Source organism: Streptomyces chumphonensis (assembly GCF_014779715.1).
GTDB classification, from domain to species: domain Bacteria; phylum Actinomycetota; class Actinomycetes; order Streptomycetales; family Streptomycetaceae; genus Streptomyces; species Streptomyces chumphonensis.
Map to the genome: position 1 here is coordinate 346,763 of NZ_JACXYU010000003.1, position 25,455 is coordinate 372,217.

The window sequence follows — 25,455 nt, forward strand, 5'->3', positions numbered from 1 at the left end:
GCGTCAATAGCCTTGCACGAAGGGCCCGTTCGACGTGGGGAGCACGATGGACAGCGCACCGCAGGTCCCCGACATCCTGTCGCCCGCCTTCGCGGCCGACCCCTACTCCGCCTACCGGCTCATGCGGGAGCACGCACCGCTCATCCGGCACGAGGCGACCGGCAGTTACCTCCTCTCGCGCTACGCCGACGTGGAACGGGCCTTCAAGGACCCCGTCTTCACCACGGACAACTACGGCTGGCAGGTCGAGCCCGTGCACGGACGGACGATCCTCCAGCTCAGCGGCCGGGAGCACGCCGTGCGCCGCGCCCTGGTGGCCCCGGCGTTCCGAGGCGTCGACCTGCGGGAGAGGTTCCTCCCCGTCATCGAACGCAACGCCCGCGAGCTCCTGGACGGCTTCCGCGAGGACGGGGAGGCGGACCTGGTCGGCCAGTTCGCGACCCGCTTCCCCGTGGGCGTCATCGCCGACATGCTCGGCCTCGACCGGGCCGACCACGCCCGGTTCCACGGCTGGTACACCTCGGTGATCGCGTTCCTGGGCAACCTCTCCGGCGACCCGGAGGTCACGGCGGCGGGGGAGCGGACCCGCGTCGAGTTCGCCGAGTACCTGTTCCCGGTCATCGCCGCCCGCCGGGAGAACCCCGGTGACGACCTGCTCTCCGCCCTCTGCGCCGCCGAGGTCGACGGCACCCGCATGAGCGACGAGGACATCAAGGCGTTCTGCAGCCTGCTGCTGGCCGCCGGGGGCGAGACCACCGACAAGGCCGTCGCCTCCCTGTTCGCGAACCTGCTCGCCCACCCCGAACAACTCGCCGCCGTCCGGGCCGACCGCACCCTGGTGGACCGCGCGTTCGCCGAGACCCTGCGCTACACCCCGCCGGTCCACATGATCATGCGGCAGACGGCGGCCGACGTCGACATCGCCGGCGGCACCATACCCGGGGGCTCCACCGTCACCTGCCTCATCGGTGCGGCGAACCGGGACGCCGACCGCTACGCGCACCCGGACACCTTCGACATCTTCCGCGACGACCTGACCACCACCCGCGCCTTCTCGGCCGCCGCCGACCACCTCGCCTTCGCCCTCGGCCGCCACTTCTGCGTCGGAGCCCTGCTGGCCCGGGCGGAGGTGGAGACCGGCGTCAACCTCCTCCTCGACGCGCTCCCCGACCTGCGCCTCGCTCCCGGCCACACGCCGCAGGAGCGGGGCGTCTTCACGCGGGGTCCCGCGCGGCTCCCCGTCCGCTTCACCCCGGCGAGCCGATCCGCGCGGACGGCGCGGGAGTGAACCGCACGGGCAGGGCGGTCAGTCCGCGCATCCACACCGACGGCCGCCAGCGCAGTTCACCGGGCCCCACCGCGAGGACGACGTCGGGCAACCGCTCCAGCAGCGCCTCGATCGCGCTGCGGGCGATCACCTCGGCCAACTGGGGGGCCGGGTAGGGGCAGCGGTGCTCGCCGTGACTGAAGGAGAGGTGGGCGGAGTTGCCGGCCGCCCCCACGTGGCCCTGCGGCCAGATCCGCGGGTCGGTGTTGGCCGCGGCGAAGCCGAGCACCAGGCAGTCCCCCTCGCGGATCAGCCGGCCGCCGAGCTGGGTGTCCCGCACCGCCCAGCGCCCGATGAAGTTCTGCGTCGGGGTGTCCAGCCACAGCACCTCCGTCAGCGCCTGATCGATGCTCAGCCGGCCTCCGGTCAGGTCGAGCGCGAAGCGGTCGTCGGTGAGCATCAGCCGCAACGCGTTGCCGATCCAGTTCGCCGTCGGCTGCTGCGCTGCCGCGATGACCGAGACGAGGTCCTGGACGATCTCCTCCTCGGCGAGGCCCGCCGGGTGCCCGAGCATCCGCGAGGTGACGTCCGCGCCCGGTGCGGCCCGCTTGGCCCGCACCAGCGTTTGGATGCGCTCCCGCACCCGCCCGAAGGCGGCCACCGGGTCGTCGTCCTCGGCGGCGTCCAGAGAGATGCGCAGGTCCTCGGCCAGACCGGCGGTGTCCGCGCCGCCCGGTGGCATCCCGCACATCTGGACGGCGGCCAGCATCGGCAGCGGGTGCGCGAAGGCCGCCTTGAGGTCCGCCGCGCCGCGCCCGGCGAACACGTCGATCAGGGTGTCGGCGATCCGTCGACAGGTGGTGCGCAGCTCGAACTGGTCGACTCCGCCCAGCGCGTCACTGAGGACGCCCGCGCGGCGCTGGTGCTCCGCGCCCTCGGTGAACAGCACCGAGGGCTGGTGGCCGACGAACGGCAGCAGCGGCCAGTCGGCCGGGATGGCCGGCCAGGCGTTCCAGCGCCGGGAGTCGCGCGCGAACAGCTCGTCGTGGCTGGTGACGTGGCGCACCTCCCGGTATCCGAGGACGAGCCAGGCCGGCACGTCGCCGTCCAGCAGGATCGGGGCCACCGGGCCGTGCCGCCGCCGCAGCCCCCGGTACAGCTCGGCGGGCGACTGCCGGTACTCCAGGCCGCTCAGGCGCGTCGCCTCCGACCGGGCCGGGCACTGGGGTCGAGCCGCGGCGGGCTCGGCGGTCTTGGGGTCGGTCACGTCGTCTCCCGGGCCGTGGACAGGTCGTACAGGTGGTTGACGAGCCCGATGAGCACGGACGTGGCCGACGCCCGCTCCCGGGCGTCGCAGTCGAGCATCGGCACGTCGGCGGAGAGGGACAGCGCCTCGCGCACGTCCGCCAGGCCGTGCGGCACCGCCTCCGCGAAGCGGTTCACGGCCACCACGAACGGCGTCCCGTGGTGTTCGAGGCGGTCGATGGCGTACCAGGAGTCGGCCAGGCGCCGGGTGTCGACGAGGACGACGGCCCCCAGCGTGCCGCCGAACAGCCGCTCCCAGAGGAACCAGAAGCGCTTCTGGCCGGGCGCGCCGAAGACGTACAGCACCAGGCGCGCGTCGAGGGTGATGCGGCCGAAGTCGAACGCCACGGTGGTCGTGTTCTTGCCCGCCGCCCCGGAGGGGTCGTCGACGCCGACCCCGGCCTGGGTCAGCACCTCCTCGGTGTTCAGCGGCCTGATCTCGCTCACCGAACGCACGAGCGTGGTCTTGCCCACGCCGAAACCGCCGACCACGACGATCTTCAGCCCCGTGTCGGCCGCCGGGCCCAGGGGTGCCCGCAGGGCCGGGTCAGAGGTGGTGGAGTCCATCGAGCACCTGTTTCAGCAGTGTGGAGTCCGGCAGCGTGGCGCGGGGCACCGGTCGTGGGTGACGGGCGGTGACCCGACGCGTCGCGAGGAGGTCGCCGAGCAGGATGCGGGTGACCGTCACCGGCAGGCGCAGGTCGGCGGAGACCTCGACGACCGCTGTCGGCCGTCGGCACAGTTCCAGGATGCGGACGTGCTCGGAGGTCATCCCGGGGGCCGGATCGCTTTCGCTGACCACGAGGGTGACGAGGTCGAGGCACGCGTCGTCCGACCGGTGGCGCCCACCGGTGAGCGTGTACAGCCGGTCGGGCTCACCGAGGTCGACGGGCCGTCCGGTCATACCGTCCGGATCTCCTCGTCGGCCCGCCGGGGCGCGGCACTGAGATGCGCGCCCAGCTGTTCCACCAGCTCGCTCATCTGGTGCCCGACGACGCCCGGATCGGCGTCGTCGGCGGCCAGCACCGCCAGGTGGGCGCCCGCACCGGCCTCGACGATGAACAGCAGCCCGCCGTGGAACTCCGTCATCGACTGCCGGACCCCGCCGGTGCCGTCGCCGAACTCGATCGACGCACCGTGCGCCAGGCTCTGGATGCCCGACGCGATCGCGGCGAGCTGGTCGGCCTTGTCGACGGTCAGCTGATCGCTCCAGCACAGCTTCAGGCCGTCCCGGCTGAGGACCAGGGCGTGTCGGGCACCGGGCGTACGGGTGAGGAGGTTCTCCAGCAGCCAGTCCAGGCCGCGGTCAGTCGTCTGCATCGTGGTTCCCGGGGCGGTCGCTTCGGTGGTGCGGCGACGCGTCCCGTGCCTCCAATCCGGTCAGGGGGGACGAGGGGGGCCGTCCGGCGTCGCGGAAGGCGCTGAAGCGGCTTCCCGCGTCGGCGTGCGGTCGCCGGTGGGGGGTCGGCGAGGCCGGGGGGATCGCGGGGGGCGGGGAGCCCGACTGCGGTGCCGGGGCGCCGGGTGAGGCCGCGAGCGTCCGGCCCCGCTGCCGTTTGGGCAGTACGGTGCCCGCGCCCCCGTCGCCTCCGTCGGCCGGTGCGGACGGCGTGCTCGGCGGGCCCGGCGGGCGCGGTCGCCCCGGTGCGGGGTCCGCGTCCCACTCGCCCGCGGGAGCCGCCGCCGGGGCCGGCACGGTGGCGGCCGGTCCGGGAAGGGGCGGCTGGGCGATGAGTTCCTGGGGGACCAGCACGACGACACCGGTGCCGCCGCGTGAGGACGGCCGGAAGCTGACGGTGAGCCGGTGCTTGGCCGCGAGGCGGCCGACCACGGCGAGGCCGAGGCGGGTGCCCTGGAGCGCGGCGAGATCCGTGCAGCCGCCCGAGACGGACTCCTCGGCACGGCGCAGCGCCGCGTCGGCCATCGTCAGGCCGCTGTCCTCGATGGTCACGACGAGCCCCGCCGTCCGCTCCTCCACGTAGACGTGCACCTCGTCGGTCGGGGGTGAGAAGTTCGTCGCGTTGTCCATCAGTTCGGCCAAAGCGTGCATCACGCCCTCCGCCGCGTACCCGGCGATCGCGGTCGTGCTCGTGCAGTGCAGCCGCACGCGCGGGTAGGCGGCGATGCGGCCCACCGCGCCGCGCAGGATGCGTTCCATGGCGATCGGCTTGTTCCACTGCCGGCTGGACGTGCCGCCCATGAGGACGGCCAGCCGGTCCGCGAGCAGACTGAGCTGCGAGGTGTGGTGGTCGACCGTCATGAGGTCGCCCAGGACGTCCTCGTCGTAACGATCCTGCATGTCCCTCAGCTGGGCGAGGATCGTGTTGGCCTGGGCCTGCACCCGGTCGACGGCCTTCACCGCGGCGGCCATGGCCGCCGCGCTGCGGCGCTCGCCGACGGCGATCTCCTCGGCGCACCGCTTCAGCAGCCGGTCCAGCTGCGGGCTGCCGGGCCCGGGCACCCGGTGCAGCGCGGTGCCCGCCGACGCACCGTCACGTACCTGCCGCACCACCGCCGGGAGCATGACGTCGGCGAGCTCCGCCACGTCGTCCGAGGCCCGTGCGGCCCTGGCGCCCGCCTGGGCCAGCCGCCCGCGCAGCCGCTCGATCTCCGCCGCCGCCGTCGCGGCCGCCCGGCCCGACCGGTGGGCCGTCACGGCCGCCACGCACGCCAGCACCGCGACGGCGGCCCCGGCGACGACCGCCGTTCCCGCCGTCCACGGCCGGGCGGACTCGGGCGCGGCGAGGGTGGCCGCCGTGCCCAGCACGGCGGTCACCGCCAGCGCCCCGACCCCGGCGAGGAGCCCCGGCCGCGCGGGTTCGAGCTGCTGACGGGTGGTCACTGGCACTGACATGCTCGGTCCTCGGTAGCTGGAACGGCGGAACGCGCAGCGGTGTCGCGGGGTCCGCGCGCGGTGCGGAGGGGACGGTCACCACCGCGACCGAACGTGATCCGGGCACCACGCTGTGCAGTCATGCTAGTCACGCCGTGCGGCGGGGGAGTGGGCTCGGGGAAGGGCTCGCACCCACGAGTGACCTGGGACGGTTCGCCGCCCCCGGGAGTGGTCGCTGTGGTATCCGCGCCCCGGTCGTCCACCCGTGCCCCGGCCTTGGTCGCACCGCGTCGCCGGGCGGCTCCGGACGCGGGAAACCCGCCCGGTGCGACGGGGGATGCACACCGGACGGGCACTGTTCTTCTTACCGCCTCCGACGGGTTCCACACCTGATCGGATACGTCGAATTCCGGCCGTCTTCCGATCGGGCCGACGATGCGGCCGGGCCGGCGCCCCGGCCGGCGCCCCGGACGGCGCCGCCGTCCGGGTGGTGCGGTCCGGGACTCGACCGCGACGCGCTACCTGCGTTTGCGGTCGCCAGGACCCCGACGCAGAGTTGAAGAGGAGACGGCCGGCGGCACGGTCCGGTCACAGAGCGTGCAGGAACGACGGAATGGGCTTCGGCCCGGAGGCCCGCCCGTCGCCACGCGGGGTGACCGCCCTCGGTCGTCCGCGATCTGCCCGGACTCCGCCGACAACGACCTGCGCGTGCCTGCTCCCGCGGTCACCCGCCCACCACCGTCGCCAAGCGTGTCACTGGGAGAGCGAAGCAGATGAGCACCGTAGTTCCCCGAACGAAGCGCGCCCGCCACCCTCATGACGACGCGCCCGACACGGCGGGTGACCTGGAGCGGCTCGCCTCCCTGCCGCCCGGCCCGGAGCGCGAGCGGCTGCAGCAGGAGATCGTGCGGGCCTGGGTGCCCATGGCCTACCGCCTGGCCCATCGCTATCGCAACCGGAGCGAAAGCCTGGAGGACCTCCAGCAGGTCGCCGCCCTCGGCCTCGTCAAGGCGGTCGACCGCTACGACCCGGGACGGGGCTGCGCCTTCGAGAGCTACGCCGTGCCGACGATCGTCGGCGAACTGCGCCGGCACTTCCGGGACAACCTCTGGGACCTCCACGTCCCCCGGCGGGTGCAGGAACTGCGCAACAAGGTGCGGGCCAGCCGACGGGAGCTGAGCCTCACCCTCGACCGGCGCAGCCCCACCGTCGCCCAGATCGCCGAGCACACCGGGCTGAGCGAGGAGGACGTGCAACTGGGCATGGAGGCCCTGGAGAGCTATCGCACGCTCTCCCTGGACTCGCCCTACCCGCACGCCGAGGACGCCTTCACCCGCGCCGACACCCTCGGCGACTGCGAGCCCGGGTACGACCGCGTCATCTACCGCGAGTCGGTCAAGCCGAGGTTGCGCAAGCTCCCGGAGCGCGAACGCCGCATCCTCTACCTGCGCTTCTTCTGCGACATGTCACAGAGCCGGATCGCCGCCGAGGTCGGCATCTCGCAGATGCACGTCTCCCGCCTGATCAGTTCCACCTGCCAGCGCATCCGCCGCGAGGTCGAGGCCGAGGTGACGCCGTCCGCGCCGGCGGGCGACGCCGCCCCGGGCGTCACCGGGACCCGGCGCGGCTGACACGGGGTCCGCGATCACGTGCCCCGCAGCCGGTCGAGTTCGCGGCGGTCCCGCTTGGTCGGCCGCCCGGCGCCCCGGTCCCTCCGGGGTGCGGCCACGAACTGCTCCATGGGCGGCGGTGCGGGTGTGTTGTCCACGTAGGCCTGTACGGCGACGGGAGCCCCGACCCGTTTGCGCACCACCCGCACCACCTCCACGACGCGCTCCCGGCCCGCGTGCCACACCCGTACCTCGTCGCCGGGGCGCACCGGTTGCGCCGGTTTCGCCCGCTCCCCGTTGACCTTGACGTGCCCCGCCCGGCAGGCGGAGGCCGCCAGGGACCGCGTCTTGACCAGCCGCACGGACCAGATCCAGCTGTCGACCCGCACGGGTCCCTCGTCTGCCGCCATACCCCGACTCTACGGCCGTCCGGGGCGGTACGGGCATGCCCGTGGCCCCGGCGGGCAGGTTACCGCGCAGGTCGGCGACGCTACGGAGGGAACGGACGGCATGGCGGACGCGCAGCGCATGGTGGTCATCGGCGGGAACGCGACGGGCATGGCGGCCGCCTCCCACGCCCGCAGGCTCCGCGCCCCGGACGAACTGGAGATCGTCGTCCTGGAGCGCGGGGACTTCACGTCCTACTCCTCCTGTGGCATTCCGTACTGGGTGGCCGGTGACGTCGGTCGGGCCGAGGACCTCGTCGTGCGCACGCCCCAGGAGCACCGCCGGCGGGGTCTGGAGGTGCGCATGCGGACCGAGGCCACCGCGCTGGACGTCGAGCGGCGGCGGGTGCGGCTGCGCCCGTCCGGCGCCGAGGCGGACCCCTCCGGGGAGGAGTGGCTGGGCTACGACCACCTCGTGCTGGCCACCGGAGCCCGTCCCGTGCGCCCCTCCCTGCCCGGCGTCGACGCCGCCGGGGTGCACGGCGTGCAGACCCTCGACGAAGGGCGCGCCCTCCTTCACGCCCTGGAGGCCGAGGAGGCGGCGGAGGCCGAGGGACCTGAGGGGGGCCGGGCCGGGCACGCCTCCGGTCGGCGGCGGGAGGCCGTCGTCATCGGGGCGGGCTACATCGGGGTGGAGATGTCCGAGGCGCTCGTCCGCCGCGGGTACGCGGTCACCGTGCTGGACCAGGCCGAGCAGCCCATGAACACCCTGGATCCCGACATGGGCGTGTTGGTCCGCGAGGCGATGGAGGGCATGGGCATCACCACGGTCACGGGCGCCGACGTCACCGCTCTGCGCGCCTCGGCGGACGGGCACGTCACCGAGGTCGTCACCGGTGACGGCACCGCGTACCCGGCCGACGTCGTCGTCCTCGGCCTCGGGGTGCGCCCGGAGACCGCGCTCGCCCGTGCGGCGGGTCTTCCGGTCGGCGACTCCGGCGGGCTGCTCACCGACCTCACCCAGCGGGTCCGCGGCCACCGCGACATCTGGGCCGGCGGGGACTGCGTGGAGGTGCTCGACCTCGTCGCCGGGCGCACCCGGCACGTCGCCCTGGGCACGCACGCCAACAAGCACGGCCAGGTCATCGGGGCCAACGTCGGCGGCGACTACGCGACGTTCCCCGGGGTCGTCGGGACCGCCGTGAGCAAGGTCTGCGACCTGGAGATCGCCCGCACCGGGCTGCTGGAGCGGCAGGCGAGTGACCTCGGGCTGCGCCACGTGGCGGTCACCGTGGAGTCCACGAGCCGCGCAGGCTACTTCCCCGGCGCCGCCCCGATGCACGTCAAGATGCTCGCCGAGCACCGCACGGGCCGACTGCTGGGCGTCCAGATCGTCGGCCGGGAGGGGGCGGGGAAGCGGGTGGACGTCGCGGCGGTGGCGCTGACGGCCGGACTGACCGTGGAACAGATGACGGCGCTCGATCTCGGATACGCGCCGCCCTTCTCCCCGGTGTGGGACCCGGTCCTCGTCGCCGCGCGCAAGGCCACGACGGCCGTCCGCCGGGCGGTGCGCGGCTGACCGCTCGTCGTGCGCCGCGTTCCTCCGCACGCGGGCGGGGGACGGCGGGCATACCTCGGCGTTTCCGGGTACCCGCCCCGGGCCGCCGCCTCCGGGACACCCGGGGCGGACCGCCGAACACCGAGGGAAGGATCCTCATGCCCCGCGCCGCCGCGCCCCGCCGCACCGCCTCCGCGACGGACCGCTCCCGGACACGCCCCGCCGGGCAACCGGACGGATGACGTCCTGAGCATTACAGTCTGAAAAGGGGCTTAAGGCACTTATCGGGCATGTCGCGGCAGGCCGTCCGCGCCGCCGGTGCCCGCAGCCCCGCCGAGCGGCGGCCGGGACGTCCGGCGCGAGGACGCGCCGCACGTCCCCGTGCCCCGAGGACATGAGGACACCGACCCATGCGCATCGCCATTCTCATCCACCACGCCTATGGCATCGGCGGGACGATCCGCACGACGCTGAACTCCGCGCAGGCCCTCTCCGGCCGGCACGACGTGGAGGTCGTCTCGGTCTTCCGGCACCGCGACCGCACCGTCTTCGACCCCGGCCCCGGAGTGCGGCTGCGCCACCTCGTCGACCTGCGCCCCGACAGCCCCGACCACGACCACCCCGACCACCAGAGGCCCTCCCGGCACTACCCGAGGGCCGACGGCCACTACACCCGCTACAGCGCCCTCACCGACGCCCGCATCGAGGAGTACCTGCGCACCTGCGACGCCGACGTCATCGTCGGCACCCGTCCCGGGCTCAACACCCTGCTCGCCCTGCGGGCGCCGCGCGGACCCGTACTCGTCGGCCAGGAACACCTCACGCTGGCCTGCCACTCCCGCAGGCTCCGACTGACGCTTCGCGACGCCTACCCCCGGCTGGACGCCCTCACCACCGTGACCGAGACCGACGCCGCCGACTACCGCAGCCGGATGCGGCTGCCCGGCGTCCGGGTGGAGGCGGTGCCCAACGGCGTGCCGGAACCGGCCGTCGCACCCGCCGACCCCGGGGCCAAGTGGGTCGTCGCGGCGGGGCGGCTGGCCCCCGCCAAGCGCTACGACCTGCTGCTGCGGGCCTTCGCCCGGGTCGTCGCCGAGCGTCCCGACTGGCGGTTGCGCATCTACGGCGCAGGACCGCAGCGCGATCGGCTGCGCGACTGCATCGACAGCCTCGGCCTCTACAACCACGCCTTCCTGATGGGCGCAGCGCACCCCATCGAGTCCGAGTGGTGCAAGGGCTCCATCGCCGCGTCCACCTCCAGCCTGGAGGCCTTCGGCATGACCATCGTCGAAGCCATGCGCTGCGGCCTGCCCGTCGTGGCCACCCGCTGCCCGCACGGCCCGGCCGAGATCATCAAGGACGGCGTCGACGGCCGTCTCGTCACCATGAACGACGTGGGCGCCATCGCCGAGGGGCTGCTCGAACTCATCGACGACGACGACCTGCGCCGCCGCATGGGCGCGGCGGCCCGGGACAACGCCCGCCGCTACGACCCCGCGCTCGTGGCCGAGCGCTACACCGACCTCTTCACCGAACTGGCCTCCCGCCGGGGACGCGGCGCCCGGCTGGGCACCGCGCGCACCACCGCGCACCGCGCCCGCGGGGCCCTGCTCAGTACCGCGTTCACCGCCCGGGACGGCCTGCGCAGGGCCCGCGCCGCCACCCGCAGCAAAGGATCCGCCGCATGACCCTCTCGCTGACCACCGACGACGACACGGGCCGCGAGCCGGGGCGCTCCGCGGACCCCGGCTCCCCGCCCGCCCCGCACGCCGACTGCGTGTCCGACGAGGCGGGCGACATCACGTTCACCGTCGCCGTGCCGCCCGCCGGCGGCCGGTGGGAGACGCTCCTGCTGCAGCGGCGCGGCGGCGACACGGCCGCCGACAGCGTGCACCTGCCCCTCACCGAATCCCCCGGCGGGGGCTCCCTCACCGGGACCCTCCCGCTGGCCCTGCGCCTGGCGGAAGGCCGCTGGGACGCCCACGTCACGCGGGGCGAGTCCCAGCGGATCCGGTTGCGGCCCGGGGTGAACGACCTGCGGACGCTCGCCGACGACGCGGGCCGCGCCCGGCGGACCGAGGGGGCGGTGTGCCTGCCCTACACCACCAAGTACGGCAACCTCTCCGTGCGCACCTGGCTGCGCTGGCCCCACGCCGAGGCCGGCCGCATCCATCTCCGCGACCACACCGGCACGGTGGAGGCGCTGCTCCTGGGCGCCGAACTCACCGACGCCGCCTGCCTGGAGGCTCGCGCACGTGCTCTGGACGCCCCCGCGCTGACCGTGCCGGTCACGCGGGAGGGCCCGCACGTCACCGCCCGGCTGGACCTCGCGGACCTCGCCGGTCGCCAGCCCGCGGAGCGGGACCGCACCGAGTGGGAGCTGTGGCTGCGCCCGGACGGCGCGGGGGGCCGCGCCGACGCCGTCCGCCTCGCCCGCATCCTGGACGACGTCCCCGACAAGCGCGCTGTCTACCGCTACCCGGCGGTGCGGGTCGCCCGGAACCGCACCGCCGCGTTCGCCTACACCGGCGCCGGCGACCTCTCCGTGGAGGTCCACGGCCTCGGGGAACGTCGGCACGGCTGAACGATCACGGCCCCGGACATGAGCCCGCTGACCCGGCGCTCGTCCGGGCGGCACCGAGCCCGCCGGAGCGCGGTGCCGGTCGGCTCCCGGGATGCCTGCCCGCCTCTGGTCCCGCCATCGGCGGACGACCGGCGGGGAGCGGCGCGGGCGCTGTGCGTCGCGGAGCCCGACCCGGTGCGGCGGTCGCCGCTCATGCGGTGTCCTCGGTGAGGCGGGGCCAGGCGGCTTCGCGCAGCAGGCGCAGGCCGTTGAGGCCGACGATGACGGTGGAGCCCTCGTGGCCGGCCACGCCGAGCGGGAGGGGGAGGGTGCCGATCAGGTCCCAGGCGACGAGGGCGGCGATGAAGGTCCCGGCGATGACCAGGTTCTGGATGACCAGACGGCGGGCGATGCGCGAGAGCCGGACCACGGAGGGGATGGCGGCCAGGTCGTCGCGGACGACGACGGCGTCGGCGGTCTCCAGGGCGAGGTCGGAGCCGGCGCGTCCCATGGCGATGCCGCAGTGCGCGGCGGCCAGCGCGGGGGCGTCGTTGACGCCGTCGCCGACGACCAGCACAGAGCGGCCCTGGGCCTCCCACTGCCTGACGGCGGCGGCCTTGTCCTGGGGCAGCAGGTGGGCGCGGACCTCGGTGATGCCGACCTCGGCGGCCAGATGCGCCGCGGCGCGCTCGTTGTCGCCGGTGAGCAGGACGGGAGTGCGCCCGGTCAGGCGGGTGAGGGCGGCGACGGTGGCCGCCGCGTCGGGCCGGAGCCGGTCGGCGATGCCGAGCACGCCGACCGGCGTGCCGTCGGACAGGACGGTCACGGCGGTGCGTCCCGCGTCCTCCAGAGCGGCCACGGCCGCACGGTGCGGGGTGTGGGAGGCGTCGGTGAGGAGGCGGCCGGGGGCGCCGACCGTGACCGTGTGGCCGTCGACGGTGGCGGTGACGCCGTGGCCGGGCGTGGAGGTGAAGTCGGCGGCGCCGGACGGTCGCAGGCCGCGGTCGCGGGCGGCCGCGACGATCGCGCGGGCGAGCGGGTGTTCGCTGGGGTGCTCGGCCGAGGCGGCCAGGGTCAACAGCGCGGTGGCGTCGAGACCGCTCCCGGGCAGCGGGCGGATGTCGGTGACGTAGGGGGTGCCTTCGGTCAGGGTGCCGGTCTTGTCCAGGGCGACGGTGTCGATCTGGCCGAGGCGCTCCATCACGACGGCGGACTTCGCCAGCACGCCCCGGCGCCCGGCATGGGCGATGGCGGACAGCAGCGGCGGCATGGTGGACAGCACCACCGCACACGGCGAGGCGACGATCATGAACGTCATGGCCCGCAGGAGCGCCGCGTCGAGCGTGTCACCGAAGGCGAGGGGGATGCCGAAGACGGCGAGGGCGGCGATGACCATGCCGATCGAATAGCGCTGCTCGATCTTCTCGACGAAGAGTTGGGTGGGCGCCTTCGTCTCGGAGGCTTCCTCGACCATCTTCACGATCCGCGCGATCACCGAGTCCGACGGGTCCCGCTCCACCCGTACCCGCAGGGCGCCGGTGCCGTTGACGGTACCGGCGAACACCTCGTCACCGATCTGTTTGGCCACCGGCAGCGGCTCACCGGTGATCGTGGCCTGGTCCACGTCGCCCGCGCCGTCGACGACCTGTCCGTCGGCGCCGACGCGCTCGCCCGGACGGACCAGGATCATGTCGCCGACCGCCAGGTCCCCGGTGTTCACCGTCTCCTCGCCGCCGCCGGACGGCAGGCGGGTCGCGGTGGTGGGGGCGAGGTCGAGCAGGCCGCGGACGGAGTCCGCGGTCCGCGCGGTGGCGACCGCCTCCAGGGCACCGGAGGTGGCGAAGATGACGATCAGCAACGCACCGTCGAGGACCTGGCCGATGGCGGCGGCCCCCAGGGCGGCCACCACCATCAGCAGGTCCACGTCCAGTGTCCTGCCCCGGAGGGCCTTCAGCCCCTCCCACCCGGGCCCCCACCCGCCCGTGGCGTACGTCGCGGCGAACAGTGCCCCCGACAACCAGCCCGGGCCGTCCAGCAGGTGGATCGGCAGGGCGAGCAGGAACAGCACCAGTGAGGCGAGCGCCCACCGCGCCTCCGGCAGCGCGAGCAGACGGGTGCGGCGCCGGGGCCGGGACGGAGGCCGCCCGTCGGCGGGCGGCGCGGACCGCTGGTCCAGGACGAAGGACATGGCAGAACAACCCTTCACGGGCGGGACGAGGACGACGCCCCCACCGTACAGGAATATCTGAATAGGTCTTCATGTGTCGTCGCTATGATGGAGCGCATGGGCCACGGACGCGACACCACGGGCAGTGCCAGCACCCGCGAACGCCTTGACGCGGTCGGCACCGCCGACGTCGCCGCCACCCTCCAGGCCCTGGCCACACCCTCCCGGCTCCACATCCTCGCCCGCCTCCAGGAAGGGCCCTGCTCGGTCGGCGACCTCGCCGCAGCCGTCGGCATGGAGAACTCGGCCTGCTCCCACCAGCTCCGCCTCCTGCGCAACCTCGGCCTGGTCACCGGCGAACGCCAGGGCCGCAGCATCGTCTACTCCCTCTACGACCACCACGTCGCCGAACTCCTCGACCAGGCGCTCTACCACGTCGAGCACCTGCGCCTCGGACTGCACGACACCCCCGCCCGTGAGTCCGCCTCCGCCACCGGCGGCCGCTGAACCGGGGTATCGCCACCGGCCCCTGCGTCACCCCCGACCACGACGTCCCCCGGGGCGCGACGGGGGATGCCGGTACCGGTGCCGTCCGCCCCCGGCAGGAGAGGGCGGGCCCTGACGCCCGGGGACCGGCCGCGGTCCGGCAGGCGTGCGATCGGCCGGACGGGCAACCCGGTCCCCATGACACGAGCACGTCTGATCACCGCGTCGGTCCGTGGCGAGGTCCTGGCGGTCGGCCGGGCGGCGCGGCGGGCCGCGACGGGGCCGGGGCGCGAGCGCGACCTGCTGGTCCAGTCCCTGAAGGCCGCGCTGGCCGCCCTGCTCGCCTGGGGCGTCGCCGACGGCCTGGGACTGCCGATGCCGGTCATCGCGCCCTGGGTCGCCGTCGTCCTCAGCCAGTCGACCGTCTACCGGTCCCTCACCCACGGGTGGCAGCAGCTCTTCGCCATCACCCTGGGCACGGTACTGGCCACACTCGTCGGGGAGGCCGTCCCGAGCCAACTGCTGGCCATGGCGATCGTGCTGCCCGTCCTGCTGGTCCTCGGCAACTGGCCGCGGCTCGGCTCGCAGGGCGTCTACGGAGCCACCGCGGCCCTGTTCACCCTCAGCTACGGCGAGCCCAGCGCCTACGCGGCGGGAGCCCGTGTCCTGGAGGCGCTGCTCGGCGCGGCCATCGCCGTGGCCGTCAACCTCTTCGTGTTCCCGCCGATGTACCTGCGCAGCGCCCAGAGCGCGGTGCAGGGCGTCGTGCGGGAAGTGCGGGAGGTGCTGGAGACCGTCGCGGACGGACTGGCCGAGGAGGCGTGGACGCACCGCGAGGCCCGGCACTGGGACGAGCGGGCCCGCCGCGTCCCCGGCCTCATCACCGATGTGCGGTCCACCCTCGCCTGGGACCGGGAGAGCCGGTGGTTCAATCCCCGCCGCCGGGCCCGGCGGGGCCGGCCGGAGGGCCCGCGGCAGCACACCGTGTGGGTGCTGGAGCGCGTCAGCGACCACCTCGGCGATCTCACCCGCACCCTCACCGAGGCGGCGGACGAGGAACGCATCAGCGGCCGCCCCGACTCCGAGGCCACCACCCTCTACGCGACCTTCCTGCACCGGGTCGCCGACGCCTGCGCCGCCCACGGCCGCCTGGTCTCCGGGGACGACCCCGAGGCCGACCGGACCGAGCTGCGCGAGGCCGTGGAGGAGGCGCGGCGCGTGCACGACGCGCTGCGCGACCTGGCCGAGCGGGAGGGCGCGCGGGGCGCGGAGACGATGGTGCTCTTCGGCGCCCTCGTCTTGGACGCCCGCCGCATCCTGGAGGCCCTGCTGCTCGACCCTCCGGAGAACTCCGGCTCGGTGCCGGGTACCACCGGGAGCGGCCGGGGGTCCGGCCCCGGCCGCCGTGCCGACGCCTGAGCCCGCGCGTCACTCCTTGAACGCGCGCGTGCCGTGCGGCTCGACGTCGGGCTCCTCCTGCGCCGGCGGCCCCGCGTCGCGCGGCCGCGGTGCCGCGTCTCAGGAGCGCCGCGCACGCAGCCGCGCCGTCCGCCGCCGCACCGCGCGGACGAAGCGATCGAGCCGTGGGTACCGGTCCCGCCGCTCCTGGGAGTACCGGTCGAGCTCCTCCGCGAGCCGCGTGGCCCGCTTCTCCGTGTCCAACTCGTCCAGGACCCGGTCGATCTCCGCGAGGAGGGCGCCGTGCAGCTGCCACTGCCGGGGGTGCTCGCGGACGGTGGCCAGCAGCAGGTGCGCGACGTGCTCGCGGCTGGCACGCGCGGCGGCCAGCTCCGTCTCCAGGAAGGCCTCCGCCTCCTCGGCGCTGGTGCTGATCTGGGTCGTGATGAGCACCGCGTAGCTCTCCACGGCTCCGGCCATGTGCATGAACAGTTCTCTGAGGGCCGTGGCCACGTCGGGTGGGAAGAGCTCCTCCTCGGTGCGCTGCTTGGCGAGGTCGGTGAGGCTACGCGCCGTCACCCGGAGCACCACCGCGCAGATCTCCAGCGTGTCCAACCCGGTGCGCAGCACGATCCGGGACAGCAACCCCTCCTTGACCCGCGGATTGAACCGGACGCTCTCCTCGGCGCGTACGAGCGACGCGTCCACCCGGACGATGTCGTGGTCCAGCCGCCGTGCCTCGTGCAGCCTTCGTGCCGCCCGCTCCACCGGCTGGTGGCCGCCGATCTCCTCGCCGATGTCCTCCAGCAGCGCCCGCATCCGCCCGGCCAGCTCCTCGATGGCCTCGCCCGCCGTCTCGACCCACACGGGCGGCAGGAACACCATGTTGAAGAGCAGCCCGACCACGGCGCCGATCAGCGTCTCCAGGACCCGGCTCAGCGCCAGGTCCGTCGCGTGCGACACCCCGAGGACGAGCATGGCGGAGATCGCCACCTCGGGGACGAACTCGCCCGCCCGCACCACGTGCCCCAGCACCAGCGCGGAGATGATCAGCAGCCCCAGGCTCCACCAGGTCAGCCCCACGAGCGAGCTGAAGCCGACGGCGATCAGCACCCCCGCCACCACGGCGTTGACCCGGCGGATGCCGCTGGTCAGGGTCGCGTAGAGGGTGACCTGAACGACCAGCAGCGCCGTCAGGGGCGCCAGCAGGGGCGGCGGTCGGGAGCCGAGCAGCCACAGCGCCGCGATGTAGGCCAGTGTGGCGGCCGTGGCGGAGCGCACGGTCTGCACGACCACCGGCTCGTTGCGGCGCTGGGCCAGTTTGATCATGGGTTCGGGGACGACGTAGGACACGTAGGAGCCTCTTCCCGCTCCTCGGCGCGCCAGACCCGCCCCCGCCGACCAGCACCCGTATGAACCGTCCCGCCATCGGGGCGATGCGTTCCCGGGCCGTGGACGGGCCCTGGTCGGGATACGTCACGTGGAGTGCTTGATCATGCGTGAACAAGGCGAGAAACACTCAACTGTTGACATGCAAGTGTCAGTGCGGCCACAGTCGTTCCGCCAGTGATGACTCCCCAGTTCCGAGGAGCGCCGCTTCATGCCTGAAATGTCGGAGGTCTCGCGTCGTCTGGTGCTGGGAGGTGCCCTCGCCACGGGGGCGCTCGCGGCCGGTGCCGGCGCGGCCGATGCCGCGTCCCCGCACCCGGCCACCCCGCTCGCCCCGTCCGCGCCCCGCCGCGGGCCCGGCCAGAAGTCGATGATCAACGTGCCCTTCGAGGCGCGCCGCACCGTGCGGCTCGGCATCGTCGGGCTCGGGAACCGGGGCCGCGGCATGGCCCCGGGCTGGGCCGCGGTGCCCGGCTGCACGGTGGCCGCCGTCTGCGACGTCCGGGCGGACCGGGCGACGCGGGTCGCCGACGCGCTCGTGGCCGAGGGCCGGGACCGGCCCCGGGAGTACGGGGGCTCGGAGGACTCCTACGCGCGCATGCTGCGCGACGAGGAACTCGACCTCGTCTACATCGCCACGCCCTGGGAGTTCCACCACGAGCAGGGCCGGGCCGCACTGCGGGCGGGCAGCCACGCGATCGTCGAGCTCCCCGTGGCCACCGAGGTGCGCGAACTGTGGGACCTCGTCGACACCTCCGAACGAACCCGCAGGCACCTCTTCCTGGCCGAGAACTGCAGCTACGGCCGCAACGAGCTGGCGATGCTGAGGATGGCCCACGAGGGCCTGTTCGGTGACATCACCAACGGACACGGCGGCTACCTGCACGACCTGCGCGCCCTGCTCTTCTCCGACACCTACTACACCGACGCCTGGCGGCGGAAGTGGCACACCCGCAGCACCGGCTCCCTCTATCCCATGCACGGCCTCGCTCCCATCGCCGCCGCCATGGACGTCAACCGTGGCGACCGCATGGTCGGCCTCGCCGCCACCGCCACGGAGCCGAGAGGGCTGGCCGACTACCGGGAGCGCTTCGTGCCGGCCTCACACCCCTCGTGGCGGGAGACCTACGTCAACGGCGACCGCGTCACCTGCCTGATCGAGACCGCCCGGGGCCGCCTCGTGCGGGCCGAACACGACGTCAGCTCCCCGCGCCCCTACAGCCGCATCAACAGCATCGCCGGCAGCCGGGGCATCTTCGAGGACTACGCCGGTACCTCGGCCACCGGCGGCCGGGTCTACCTGGAACCCGACCACAGCGGCCACGCCTGGCGCGACTTCGACGGCTACCGCAAGGAGTTCGACCACTGGCTCTGGCGGGAGGTGGGCGACGACGCCGAGGAGAACGGCGGCCACGGCGGGATGGACTACATCCTCCAGTGGCGCACCGTCCAGCAGATGCGCGCCGGGCTCGTCCCGGACATCGACGTCTACGACTCGGCCGCCTGGTGCGCGCCGGTGCCCCTGAGCGTCGAGTCCCTGCGGCGCGGGGGCCGTCCGGTGGACGTCCCCGACTTCACCCGCGGCGCCTGGGTGAACCACCGCCCCGGGCTGGACTCCCGACCCACCGCCATGCCGAAGGCCGGCTGACGGCGCGGCCCGTCCCGGCGCCCGCGGGCACCGGGACGGGCCGCGGCTCAGACCGCCACCACCTCCACGCCCGCCTCGGTGAGGCCGGCCACCACGGGGTCGGGGATTGCCGAGTCGGTCACCAGCACGTCGATCCGCTCCAGCCCGCAGATCCTGGCGAAGGCGCGCTTGCCCATCTTGGAGGAGTCGGCGGCGACGATGACGCGCTGGGAGCGCTCCGCGAACAGCCGGCTGATGCTCGCCTCCTCCTCCTGGTGGGTCATGATCCCCAGCCCCGGGTCCACGCCGTCCACGCCGAGCACGACCGCGTCGAGCACCACCTCGTTCAGGACGCCCACGGTCAGCGGGCCGACCAGTTCGAAGGTCTGCGGCCGGACCACGCCCCCGGTGGTGACGATCTTTATCTGCGGCCGCACGGCCAGTTCCCCGGCGATGTTCAGCGCGTTCGTCACGATGGTGAGCAGCGGCGCCGTGGCGCTCCCGGGCGCCCCTTCGCGGGCACCGCCTCCGGTGCGCAGCCCGAGGGTCCGCGCGACCTCCGTGGTCGTCGTGCCCCCGTTGAGGCCGACGACCTCGCCCTCGCTGATCAGGTCCGACACGGCCGCGGCGATGCGCTGCTTCTCCGGTGCCCGGCGGGAGGACTTGTACCGCAGCGGCAACTCGTAGGACACGCCGTGTGCGACGGCGCCTCCTCGGGTGCGCTGCAGCATCTGCTGTTCCGCCAGCTCGTCGAGGTCCCGGCGGATGGTCGCGGCGGAGACCTCCAGGGCGGACGCGGCCTCCTCGACCTCGACGCGCCCCTTCGCGGCGAGCAGTTCGAGCAACGTGCTCCACCGCTCATGCTTGGACATGCGTTGGACCTCCACTGGCGTCGTGTCATTCCTGCGTACGGCCGGTGGCCGCGCCGCGAAGCCGGTGGCACGGCACGGCCACCGAGCGATCACGCGCCCGTCACGATGCCAGATCCGGCCGCCGTCAGCAGTTTCCGCCCAGACGCGGCCGCGCCCGGCCACAGGGGGGCGGCCCTGAGGGTGCGTCGACAACGGACCCGTAACAGAGCCTGGACCCCGGCCACCGGGTCGTGGATACTCCCTTCCAAGCAGACGTGATGCGTGAAACTGCTCATGGAGAAACTGTTACACGCATCATCACGCAATGAAGTAGCTTTTCCAGTCAGCCACCCCGACTGAGGCTTCTCCGGGGTGACCGGGCCCGACGCGGCAGCGGGTCCGCAGTGCGAAGGCGGTATCGGCAGTGAAGAAGCGAACGCTCAGATTCCCGGCGGCCTGCCTGGCCGGCGCCCTCGCCCTCACGGCGTGCGGCGGTGGCGGTGCGGACGACGGCTCCGTCACCCTCAAGCTCGTCGCTGCCGACTACGGCAACAAGGCGTCCAACAGCACCTCGGTGTACTGGGAGGAGGTCGCCGAGGCCTTCGAGGCCGACCATCCCGGCATCCGGGTCGACGTCCGCGTCATCAACTGGAACGACATCGACTCGCAGGTCAAGACCATGATCCAGAGCGGGAACGTCCCCGACCTCCTCCAGACCGGCGGCTTCGCGGACAAGGTCGCCGACGACCTGCTCCACCCGGCGAAGGACGTGCTCTCGCCCACGACCCGCGAGAACCTGGTCGACAGCTTCGCGCGGGCGGGTGAGGTCGACGGCGTGCAGTACGGCATCCCCTTCGTCTCCTCCTCCCGCGTGCTCTTCTACAACAAGGAGGTCTTCTCCGAGGCGGGGCTCAGCGAACCGCCCGCCACCTGGGACGACGTCAGGGAGGCGGCCGAGCGGATCAAGTCCGAGGTCCCCGGCGTCACGCCCTACGCGCTGCCGCTCGGCCCGGAGGAGGCCCAGGGGGAGACCCTGATCTGGGAGCTGGGCAACGGCGGTGGCTACACCGACGCCGACGGCGCCTACACCTTGGACAGCGAGGCCAACGTCGAGACCTTCCGGTGGCTGAAGACCAACCTCGTCGACCCGGGACTCACGTACGCGAACCCCGAGAGCACGGAACGCAAGACGGCGTTCGCCGACTTCGCGGCGGGCAAGGCCGCCATGCTCAACGGGCACCCCTCGCTCATCCAGATGTCCAAGGACGGCGGTGTCGACTACGGTGTCGCCCCCATCCCCGGCCGGGACGGCGCGCTGGAGTCCACCCTCGGCGTCGCGGACTGGATGATGGCCTTCAAGGACAACGGTCACCAGGAGCAGATCAGGGAGTTCCTCGACTTCGCCTACGCCGAGGAGCACACGCTCTCCTTCATGGAGCGGTACAACCTGATGCCCGTCACGGACGACACCCTGGAGCGGATGCGGACCGGCGGCGACCACCCGGACCTGGAGCTCTTCTTCGAACTCCTGCCCGAAGCCTCCTTCTACCCTCTCGGTGACGTCACCTGGGACGCGGTCTCCGCCGAGATCAAGCAGAGCGGCGGGACGGCCGTCGCCGGCGACCCCGCCGAGGTCCTCGGGGACCTCCAGCGCAAAGCCGAGGACATCGTCTCCGACCAGCGCTGACGCACCGGCCCGCCCGCACCCGGACGCCCGTCCCGCAGCGGCGTCCGGGGCGGCGCACCGGGGCGGGGCGCGGCCGGCCCCACACGCCCACCGCGGCCCCACCCGGTTCACCTCGGCGGCCAGGACCGCCAGCACCCGGAAGGCACCCCGTGTCCACCCACACCACCCCGCGTCCCCCGCGCGCGGCCCGCAGCGCCGCCCCGCGCCGCCCGTCGGGCATCGCGGCTCGGCTCGGCCCCCTGCCCTGGATCGGCCCGGCCGTCGCCCTCATCGTGCTCGTCGTGCTCTGGCCCGTCTACGAGATGGTCCGCACCTCCTTCCTGAACATCAGCATCAGCGGCTTCGTCCGCGGCTCGGCCGGACTGGAGCAGTACCGCCGGCTCTTCGACGAACCCGACCTCGCCGGCGTGCTGACGGCGACCGTCGTGTGGACCGTCGCCGTCGTCGGCGTCACCATGGCCCTCTCCCTGGCCCTGGCCCAGCTGTTCAACCAGCGCTTCCCCGGACGCCGCCTCACCCGCTGGGCGCTCATCGCCCCGTGGGCGGCGTCCGTGCTGATGACGGCCATCGGCTTCTCCTGGATGCTCGACCGCACGGCGGGCGTACTCAACACCCTCATGACGGACCTCGGCCTCATCGACGCCCCCCGGGACTGGCTGGGCTCGCCCGCCACGGCCTGGCCCTGGATGATGTGCGTCGCGGTGTTCGTCTCCCTGCCGTTCACCACCTACACCCTGCTCGCCGGGCTCCAGACGATCCCCGGCGAGGTCTACGAGGCGGCCCGGGTCGACGGCACGTCCACCTGGCAGACCTACCGGCTGGTCACGCTCCCGCTGCTGCGGCCCGCCTTCCTCGTCGGTGTGGTGATCAACCTCATCAACGTCTTCAACTCGTTCCCCATCATCTGGGCCATGACGCGGGGCGGGCCGGCCAGCGACACCGCCACCAGCACCGTGTTCATGTACCAGCTCAAGAGTTCCGACATCGGCCTCTCGGCGGCCATGTCGGTGGTGAACTTCGCGCTCGTGGTGCTCATGGTCGTGGCGTTCCTCAAGGTCAGCCGCTGGAACGCGGACAGCAAGGAGGAGGCGCGATGAGCCCCCGCACGACCACCGCTCCGCCCGGTGCGGGCCGCACCCGCGGCGCGACCGAGCCCGCCGTCCCGGCCGCGCCGCCCCGCCGTCCCCGCCGGTTCTCCCCGCGCACCCTGCTCATCGCCGCGGTGGCCTGGTCGCTCGCGGTGGTGTTCCTCCTCCCGTACGCGGAGATGGTCATCACGGCCCTGCGCCCCGCCGACGAGCTGCGCGACGCGACCTACCTCCCGGGCGAGCTCGCCTGGTCCAACTTCGTCGACGTCTGGCGGGAGTCGGAGCTGGGGCAGAACCTGAAGGTCAGCCTGCTCGTCGCCGGCGGTTCGACCCTGCTCGTCCTGCTGGTCGCCCTGCCCGCCGCCTACTACACGGCACGCACCCGCTTCCGCGGTCGCAAGGCGTTCCTCCTGCTGGTGCTGGTCACGCAGATGTTCCAGCCCACCTCCCTGCTCGTCGGCCTCTACCGGCAGTTCCACCAGCTGGACATGCTCAACTCGGTGTGGACGCTGATCCTGTGCAACGCGGCGTTCAACCTCGCCTTCGCGGTGTGGATCCTGACCGCCTACATCGGCTCGATCCCCGTCCAGCTGGAGGAGGCCGCGATGATCGACGGGACGGGCCGTTTCGGCGCCCTGGTCCGCGTCACGCTGCCGCTGGCCGTGCCCGGTGTGGTCACGGCCCTGATCTTCACCTTCATCACGGCCTGGAACGAGTTCGTCATGGGCCTGACCCTCGCGACCACCCCGGAGAGCCAGCCGCTGACGGTCGGGATCAACGGCTTCATCGGCAACTACTCGGTGCAGTGGAACTACCTGTTCGCCGCGTCGGTCGTCGCCATCGTGCCCGTGGTGGTCCTCTTCGCCCTCATCGAACGGCACGTGGTGTCGGGTCTGACGGCCGGATCGGTCAAGTAGCCGGGCCGGTGCCCACGGGCTCTTGTCGAAGAAGTGAACCGCTGCTTCACTTCTTGACGTGCCGTACCGCCGTACGCCCGCCGTCCAGGCCCGCCTGGACGCCCAGCGGGCCGACGTCCTCGCAGCGGCCGTCGGACTCCTGCGTGAGCAGGGGTACGGCGGCTGCTCGATGTCCGCCGTCGCAGCCCGCGCCGGCGTCGCCACCGGCACCGTGTACCGGCACTTCCCCTCCAAGGCCGACCTCGCCGCCGAACTCTTCCGCACCGTCGTGCGGCGGGAGGTCGCGGCGGTCACGGAGGCCGCCGCCGCGCACCCCGACCCCGTCGCCGCCGTGGTGGCCGTCGTGGAGACCTTCGCCTCCCGCGCCCTGAGGGCCCCGCGGCTGGCCTACGCCCTCCTCGCCGAGCCGGTGGACCCCGCCGTCGACCGGGAGCGGCTCCTGTTCCGCACCGCGTTCCGCGACGTGTTCGCCGAGCGGATCGCCGTCGGCGTACGTCTTGGCGTGCTGCCCCCGCAGGACGCCCGGCTGACCGCCTCCGCACTCGTCGGCGCCGGTGCGGAGGCCCTCGTCGGGCCGCTCTGCGGGGAGGACGCCGGCCCCGCCACCCTGTCCGCACTGACCGCGTTCGTCACCCGAGCCCTGGGAGTCCCCGATGCCGGCCACCCATGACGTCGTCAACCAGGTCCCGCCCCTCACCGGCCACGATGTCGCCGCGGACCCCGCGCTGCTGGCGGCGCTGCACCGCGAAGGCGCCGGCTGGGCCGAGGAGGAACTGCACGAGCTCGGCACCCTGGCCGGGGAACGCGCCACCCAGGACCGGGCCCGGCTCGTGGAGGAGCACCCGCCCGTCCTGCACACCCACGACCGCTACGGCCACCGCGTGGACGAAGTGGAGTACCACCCGCACTGGCACGACCTGATGACGGTCGCCACCGCCCACGGCGTGCACGCCGCACCCTGGCGGCAGGAGCGTCCCGGCGCACACGTCGCCCGCGCCGCCAAGATGGTCGTCTGGGGCCAGACCGACCCGGGCCACCTGTGCCCGATCTCCATGACCTACGCCGCCGTGCCCGCCCTCCGCGCGCAACCGGAGCTGGCCGCGGTCTACGAGCCCCTGCTGACGTCCTCCGTGTACGACTTCGGGCTGCGCGTTCCGACCGCCAAGAGCGGGCTCATCGCGGGGATGTCCATGACCGAGAAGCAGGGCGGCTCGGACGTGCGCGCCAACACCACCCGCGCCGAGCCCGCCGGGGAGGGCTGGTACGCCCTGACGGGGCACAAGTGGTTCACCTCCGCCCCGATGTCGGACGTCTTCCTCACCCTCGCGCAGGCGCCCGGCGGGCTCTCCTGCTTCCTCGTGCCGCGCGTCCTGCCGGACGGCGAACGCAACGCGCTGCGGCTGCAGCGGCTCAAGAACAAGCTCGGCAACCGCTCCAACGCCTCCTCCGAGATCGAGTACGAGGGCGCTCTCGGCCAACTGGTCGGGGAGGAGGGGCGCGGGGTCGCGACCATCATCCGGATGGTCAACATGACGCGGCTGGACTGCACCCTCGCCTCCGCCTCCGGCATGCGGCGCGGCGTGGTGGAGGCCGTCCACCACGCCACGCACCGCAGGGCGTTCGGCGACCGGCTCCTCGACCAGCCGCTCATGCGCAACGTGCTGGCCGACCTCGCCGTGGAGTCGGAGGCGGCGACGGTCGTGGCGATGCGGCTGGCCGGTGCCGTGGACCGGGCGGCCTGCGGCGACCCCTCCGAGGAGCCGTTCCGCCGGATCGCTCTGGCCGTCAGCAAGTACTGGGTGTGCAAGCGGGCCGCCGCCCACGCCGCCGAAGCGCTGGAGTGCCTGGGCGGCAACGGCTACGTCGAGGACTCCGGGATGCCCCGCCTCTACCGCGAGGCGCCCCTGGCGGGCATCTGGGAGGGTTCCGGCAACGTCGCGGCGCTCGACGCCCTGCGCGCGATGACCCGCCAGCCCGAGACCGTGGAGGCGTACGTCGCCGAGGTCGACCTCGCGGCCGGAGCCGACCGCCACCTGGACGCGGCCGTCGCCCGGCTGCGCAAGGACCTCGCCCGTCCCGAGGACGCCTCCTACCGGGCCCGGCGCACGGTCGAGACGATGGCGCTCGTCCTGCAGGGTTCGCTCCTCCAGCGCCACGGGGACCCGGCCGTCGCCGACGCCTTCTGCGCCTCCCGGCTGGGGGCCGACTGGGGCGTCGCCTTCGGCACCCTGCCCACCGGCGTGGACGTCGCCGCCGTCCTCGACCGGGCCCGGCCGCACGCCCCCACCATCCGCTGAGTGAGGCCCGGACGAGGCACAGCGCC

General features: G+C 73.7%; 22 protein-coding genes. 13 read left to right on the forward strand and 9 right to left on the reverse strand.

Annotated features, from left to right (window positions below; translation table 11 throughout):
• Positions 1-46: 46 nt before the first annotated feature.
• On the forward strand, positions 47-1,288 hold the full coding sequence (locus IF129_RS09310) for a cytochrome P450 (RefSeq protein WP_191209040.1): 1,242 nt from the start codon (positions 47-49) through the stop codon (positions 1,286-1,288).
• Here the strand turns inward: IF129_RS09310 and IF129_RS09315 are convergent.
• Genes IF129_RS09315 through IF129_RS09335 form a run of 5 tightly spaced genes read right to left on the reverse strand, consistent with a single transcriptional unit; the run spans position 1,248 to position 5,426 of the window.
• Positions 1,248-2,534: a cytochrome P450 gene (locus tag IF129_RS09315; RefSeq protein ID WP_191209041.1), complete on the reverse strand. Its 1,287-nt coding sequence runs from the start codon at positions 2,532-2,534 to the stop codon at positions 1,248-1,250. The two genes, IF129_RS09310 and IF129_RS09315, sit on opposite strands and share 41 nt — an antisense overlap.
• Complete coding sequence (locus IF129_RS09320; protein ID WP_191209042.1) at positions 2,531-3,139, reverse strand: GTP-binding protein; 609 nt, start codon at positions 3,137-3,139, stop codon at positions 2,531-2,533. The genes IF129_RS09315 and IF129_RS09320 overlap by 4 nt, the downstream gene beginning before the upstream one ends.
• Positions 3,120-3,476, reverse strand: coding sequence for a DUF742 domain-containing protein (locus tag IF129_RS09325; RefSeq protein ID WP_191209043.1), 357 nt, complete (start codon positions 3,474-3,476; stop codon positions 3,120-3,122). Before IF129_RS09325 ends, IF129_RS09320 begins: the two co-directional genes overlap by 20 nt.
• A complete protein-coding gene (locus tag IF129_RS09330) occupies positions 3,473-3,892 on the reverse strand; it encodes a roadblock/LC7 domain-containing protein (protein ID WP_191209044.1) in 420 nt (139 codons plus the stop codon). Before IF129_RS09330 ends, IF129_RS09325 begins: the two co-directional genes overlap by 4 nt.
• Positions 3,879-5,426: a sensor histidine kinase gene (locus tag IF129_RS09335; protein WP_191209045.1), complete on the reverse strand. Its 1,548-nt coding sequence runs from the start codon at positions 5,424-5,426 to the stop codon at positions 3,879-3,881. The genes IF129_RS09330 and IF129_RS09335 overlap by 14 nt, the downstream gene beginning before the upstream one ends.
• 752 nt (positions 5,427-6,178) lie before the next feature.
• Between IF129_RS09335 and IF129_RS09340 the strand changes: the two genes are divergently transcribed.
• Positions 6,179-7,036 (forward strand): SigB/SigF/SigG family RNA polymerase sigma factor, encoded by an 858-nt coding sequence (locus IF129_RS09340; RefSeq protein WP_191209046.1) that lies wholly within the window; start codon positions 6,179-6,181, stop codon positions 7,034-7,036.
• Between the two features lie 14 nt (positions 7,037-7,050).
• Here IF129_RS09340 and IF129_RS09345 read toward each other — a convergent pair whose 3' ends face one another.
• Positions 7,051-7,425 (reverse strand): RNA-binding S4 domain-containing protein, encoded by a 375-nt coding sequence (locus IF129_RS09345; RefSeq protein WP_191209047.1) that lies wholly within the window; start codon positions 7,423-7,425, stop codon positions 7,051-7,053.
• Positions 7,426-7,525: 100 nt separating this feature from the next.
• Here IF129_RS09345 and IF129_RS09350 point away from each other — a divergent pair, with 100 nt between their 5' ends.
• The 3 genes from IF129_RS09350 to IF129_RS09360 all read left to right on the forward strand — a co-directional run bounded on the left by IF129_RS09350 (position 7,526) and on the right by IF129_RS09360 (position 11,543).
• Entirely contained in the window at positions 7,526-8,980 is a 1,455-nt protein-coding gene (locus tag IF129_RS09350; RefSeq protein WP_191209048.1) for an FAD-dependent oxidoreductase, read from the forward strand.
• A gap of 389 nt (positions 8,981-9,369) precedes the next feature.
• On the forward strand, positions 9,370-10,647 hold the full coding sequence (locus tag IF129_RS09355; RefSeq protein WP_191209049.1) for a glycosyltransferase family 4 protein: 1,278 nt from the start codon (positions 9,370-9,372) through the stop codon (positions 10,645-10,647).
• A complete protein-coding gene (locus IF129_RS09360; RefSeq protein ID WP_191209050.1) occupies positions 10,644-11,543 on the forward strand; it encodes a hypothetical protein in 900 nt (299 codons plus the stop codon). The genes IF129_RS09355 and IF129_RS09360 overlap by 4 nt, the downstream gene beginning before the upstream one ends.
• A gap of 190 nt (positions 11,544-11,733) precedes the next feature.
• Here IF129_RS09360 and IF129_RS09365 read toward each other — a convergent pair whose 3' ends face one another.
• On the reverse strand, positions 11,734-13,710 hold the full coding sequence (locus tag IF129_RS09365; RefSeq protein WP_191209051.1) for a heavy metal translocating P-type ATPase: 1,977 nt from the start codon (positions 13,708-13,710) through the stop codon (positions 11,734-11,736).
• Positions 13,711-13,806: 96 nt separating this feature from the next.
• On the opposite strand from IF129_RS09365, the gene IF129_RS09370 reads away from it, so the two are divergent.
• Positions 13,807-14,196: an ArsR/SmtB family transcription factor gene (locus tag IF129_RS09370; protein ID WP_191209052.1), complete on the forward strand. Its 390-nt coding sequence runs from the start codon at positions 13,807-13,809 to the stop codon at positions 14,194-14,196.
• A 177-nt stretch (positions 14,197-14,373) separates the two neighbouring features.
• Positions 14,374-15,594, forward strand: a complete 1,221-nt coding sequence (locus IF129_RS09375; RefSeq protein ID WP_191209053.1) for an FUSC family protein — start codon at positions 14,374-14,376, stop codon at positions 15,592-15,594.
• Between the two features lie 99 nt (positions 15,595-15,693).
• Here the strand turns inward: IF129_RS09375 and IF129_RS09380 are convergent, their stop codons facing one another.
• Positions 15,694-16,902, reverse strand: a complete 1,209-nt coding sequence (locus tag IF129_RS09380; RefSeq protein WP_191209159.1) for an FUSC family protein — start codon at positions 16,900-16,902, stop codon at positions 15,694-15,696.
• A gap of 271 nt (positions 16,903-17,173) precedes the next feature.
• On the opposite strand from IF129_RS09380, the gene IF129_RS09385 reads away from it, so the two are divergent.
• A complete protein-coding gene (locus IF129_RS09385; protein ID WP_191209054.1) occupies positions 17,174-18,610 on the forward strand; it encodes a Gfo/Idh/MocA family protein in 1,437 nt (478 codons plus the stop codon).
• Positions 18,611-18,657: 47 nt separating this feature from the next.
• Here the strand turns inward: IF129_RS09385 and IF129_RS09390 are convergent, their stop codons facing one another.
• The gene (locus tag IF129_RS09390) at positions 18,658-19,461 is read right to left on the reverse strand and encodes a DeoR/GlpR family DNA-binding transcription regulator (RefSeq protein WP_191209055.1); all 804 of its coding nucleotides are present in this window, start codon (positions 19,459-19,461) and stop codon (positions 18,658-18,660) included.
• A gap of 403 nt (positions 19,462-19,864) precedes the next feature.
• On the opposite strand from IF129_RS09390, the gene IF129_RS09395 reads away from it, so the two are divergent.
• From IF129_RS09395 to IF129_RS09415, 5 genes are all read left to right on the forward strand, one after another.
• The gene (locus IF129_RS09395) at positions 19,865-21,127 is read left to right on the forward strand and encodes an extracellular solute-binding protein (RefSeq protein WP_191209056.1); all 1,263 of its coding nucleotides are present in this window, start codon (positions 19,865-19,867) and stop codon (positions 21,125-21,127) included.
• Between the two features lie 149 nt (positions 21,128-21,276).
• Entirely contained in the window at positions 21,277-22,224 is a 948-nt protein-coding gene (locus IF129_RS09400) for a carbohydrate ABC transporter permease (RefSeq protein WP_191209057.1), read from the forward strand.
• The gene (locus IF129_RS09405) at positions 22,221-23,132 is read left to right on the forward strand and encodes a carbohydrate ABC transporter permease (protein ID WP_191209058.1); all 912 of its coding nucleotides are present in this window, start codon (positions 22,221-22,223) and stop codon (positions 23,130-23,132) included. The genes IF129_RS09400 and IF129_RS09405 overlap by 4 nt, the downstream gene beginning before the upstream one ends.
• 58 nt (positions 23,133-23,190) lie before the next feature.
• On the forward strand, positions 23,191-23,802 hold the full coding sequence (locus IF129_RS09410; RefSeq protein ID WP_191209059.1) for a TetR/AcrR family transcriptional regulator: 612 nt from the start codon (positions 23,191-23,193) through the stop codon (positions 23,800-23,802).
• The gene (locus tag IF129_RS09415) at positions 23,786-25,429 is read left to right on the forward strand and encodes an acyl-CoA dehydrogenase family protein (protein ID WP_191209060.1); all 1,644 of its coding nucleotides are present in this window, start codon (positions 23,786-23,788) and stop codon (positions 25,427-25,429) included. The genes IF129_RS09410 and IF129_RS09415 overlap by 17 nt, the downstream gene beginning before the upstream one ends.
• Positions 25,430-25,455: the final 26 nt, after the last annotated feature.

What these genes read in the sequence shown, in the direction of transcription:
- IF129_RS09310 (WP_191209040.1), top strand. Translation starts at nt 47, where the DNA reads ATGGACAGCGCACCGCAGGTCCCCGACATCCTGTCGCCCGCCTTCGCG.
- IF129_RS09320 (WP_191209042.1), bottom strand. Translation starts at nt 3,139, where the DNA reads ATGGACTCCACCACCTCTGACCCGGCCCTGCGGGCACCCCTGGGCCCG.
- IF129_RS09325 (WP_191209043.1), bottom strand. Translation starts at nt 3,476, where the DNA reads ATGACCGGACGGCCCGTCGACCTCGGTGAGCCCGACCGGCTGTACACG.
- IF129_RS09330 (WP_191209044.1), bottom strand. Translation starts at nt 3,892, where the DNA reads ATGCAGACGACTGACCGCGGCCTGGACTGGCTGCTGGAGAACCTCCTC.
- IF129_RS09335 (WP_191209045.1), bottom strand. Translation starts at nt 5,426, where the DNA reads ATGTCAGTGCCAGTGACCACCCGTCAGCAGCTCGAACCCGCGCGGCCG.
- IF129_RS09340 (WP_191209046.1), top strand. Translation starts at nt 6,179, where the DNA reads ATGAGCACCGTAGTTCCCCGAACGAAGCGCGCCCGCCACCCTCATGAC.
- IF129_RS09345 (WP_191209047.1), bottom strand. Translation starts at nt 7,425, where the DNA reads ATGGCGGCAGACGAGGGACCCGTGCGGGTCGACAGCTGGATCTGGTCC.
- IF129_RS09350 (WP_191209048.1), top strand. Translation starts at nt 7,526, where the DNA reads ATGGCGGACGCGCAGCGCATGGTGGTCATCGGCGGGAACGCGACGGGC.
- IF129_RS09355 (WP_191209049.1), top strand. Translation starts at nt 9,370, where the DNA reads ATGCGCATCGCCATTCTCATCCACCACGCCTATGGCATCGGCGGGACG.
- IF129_RS09360 (WP_191209050.1), top strand. Translation starts at nt 10,644, where the DNA reads ATGACCCTCTCGCTGACCACCGACGACGACACGGGCCGCGAGCCGGGG.
- IF129_RS09365 (WP_191209051.1), bottom strand. Translation starts at nt 13,710, where the DNA reads ATGTCCTTCGTCCTGGACCAGCGGTCCGCGCCGCCCGCCGACGGGCGG.
- IF129_RS09370 (WP_191209052.1), top strand. Translation starts at nt 13,807, where the DNA reads ATGGGCCACGGACGCGACACCACGGGCAGTGCCAGCACCCGCGAACGC.
- IF129_RS09375 (WP_191209053.1), top strand. Translation starts at nt 14,374, where the DNA reads ATGACACGAGCACGTCTGATCACCGCGTCGGTCCGTGGCGAGGTCCTG.
- IF129_RS09380 (WP_191209159.1), bottom strand. Translation starts at nt 16,902, where the DNA reads ATGATCAAACTGGCCCAGCGCCGCAACGAGCCGGTGGTCGTGCAGACC.
- IF129_RS09385 (WP_191209054.1), top strand. Translation starts at nt 17,174, where the DNA reads ATGCCTGAAATGTCGGAGGTCTCGCGTCGTCTGGTGCTGGGAGGTGCC.
- IF129_RS09390 (WP_191209055.1), bottom strand. Translation starts at nt 19,461, where the DNA reads ATGTCCAAGCATGAGCGGTGGAGCACGTTGCTCGAACTGCTCGCCGCG.
- IF129_RS09405 (WP_191209058.1), top strand. Translation starts at nt 22,221, where the DNA reads ATGAGCCCCCGCACGACCACCGCTCCGCCCGGTGCGGGCCGCACCCGC.
- IF129_RS09415 (WP_191209060.1), top strand. Translation starts at nt 23,786, where the DNA reads ATGCCGGCCACCCATGACGTCGTCAACCAGGTCCCGCCCCTCACCGGC.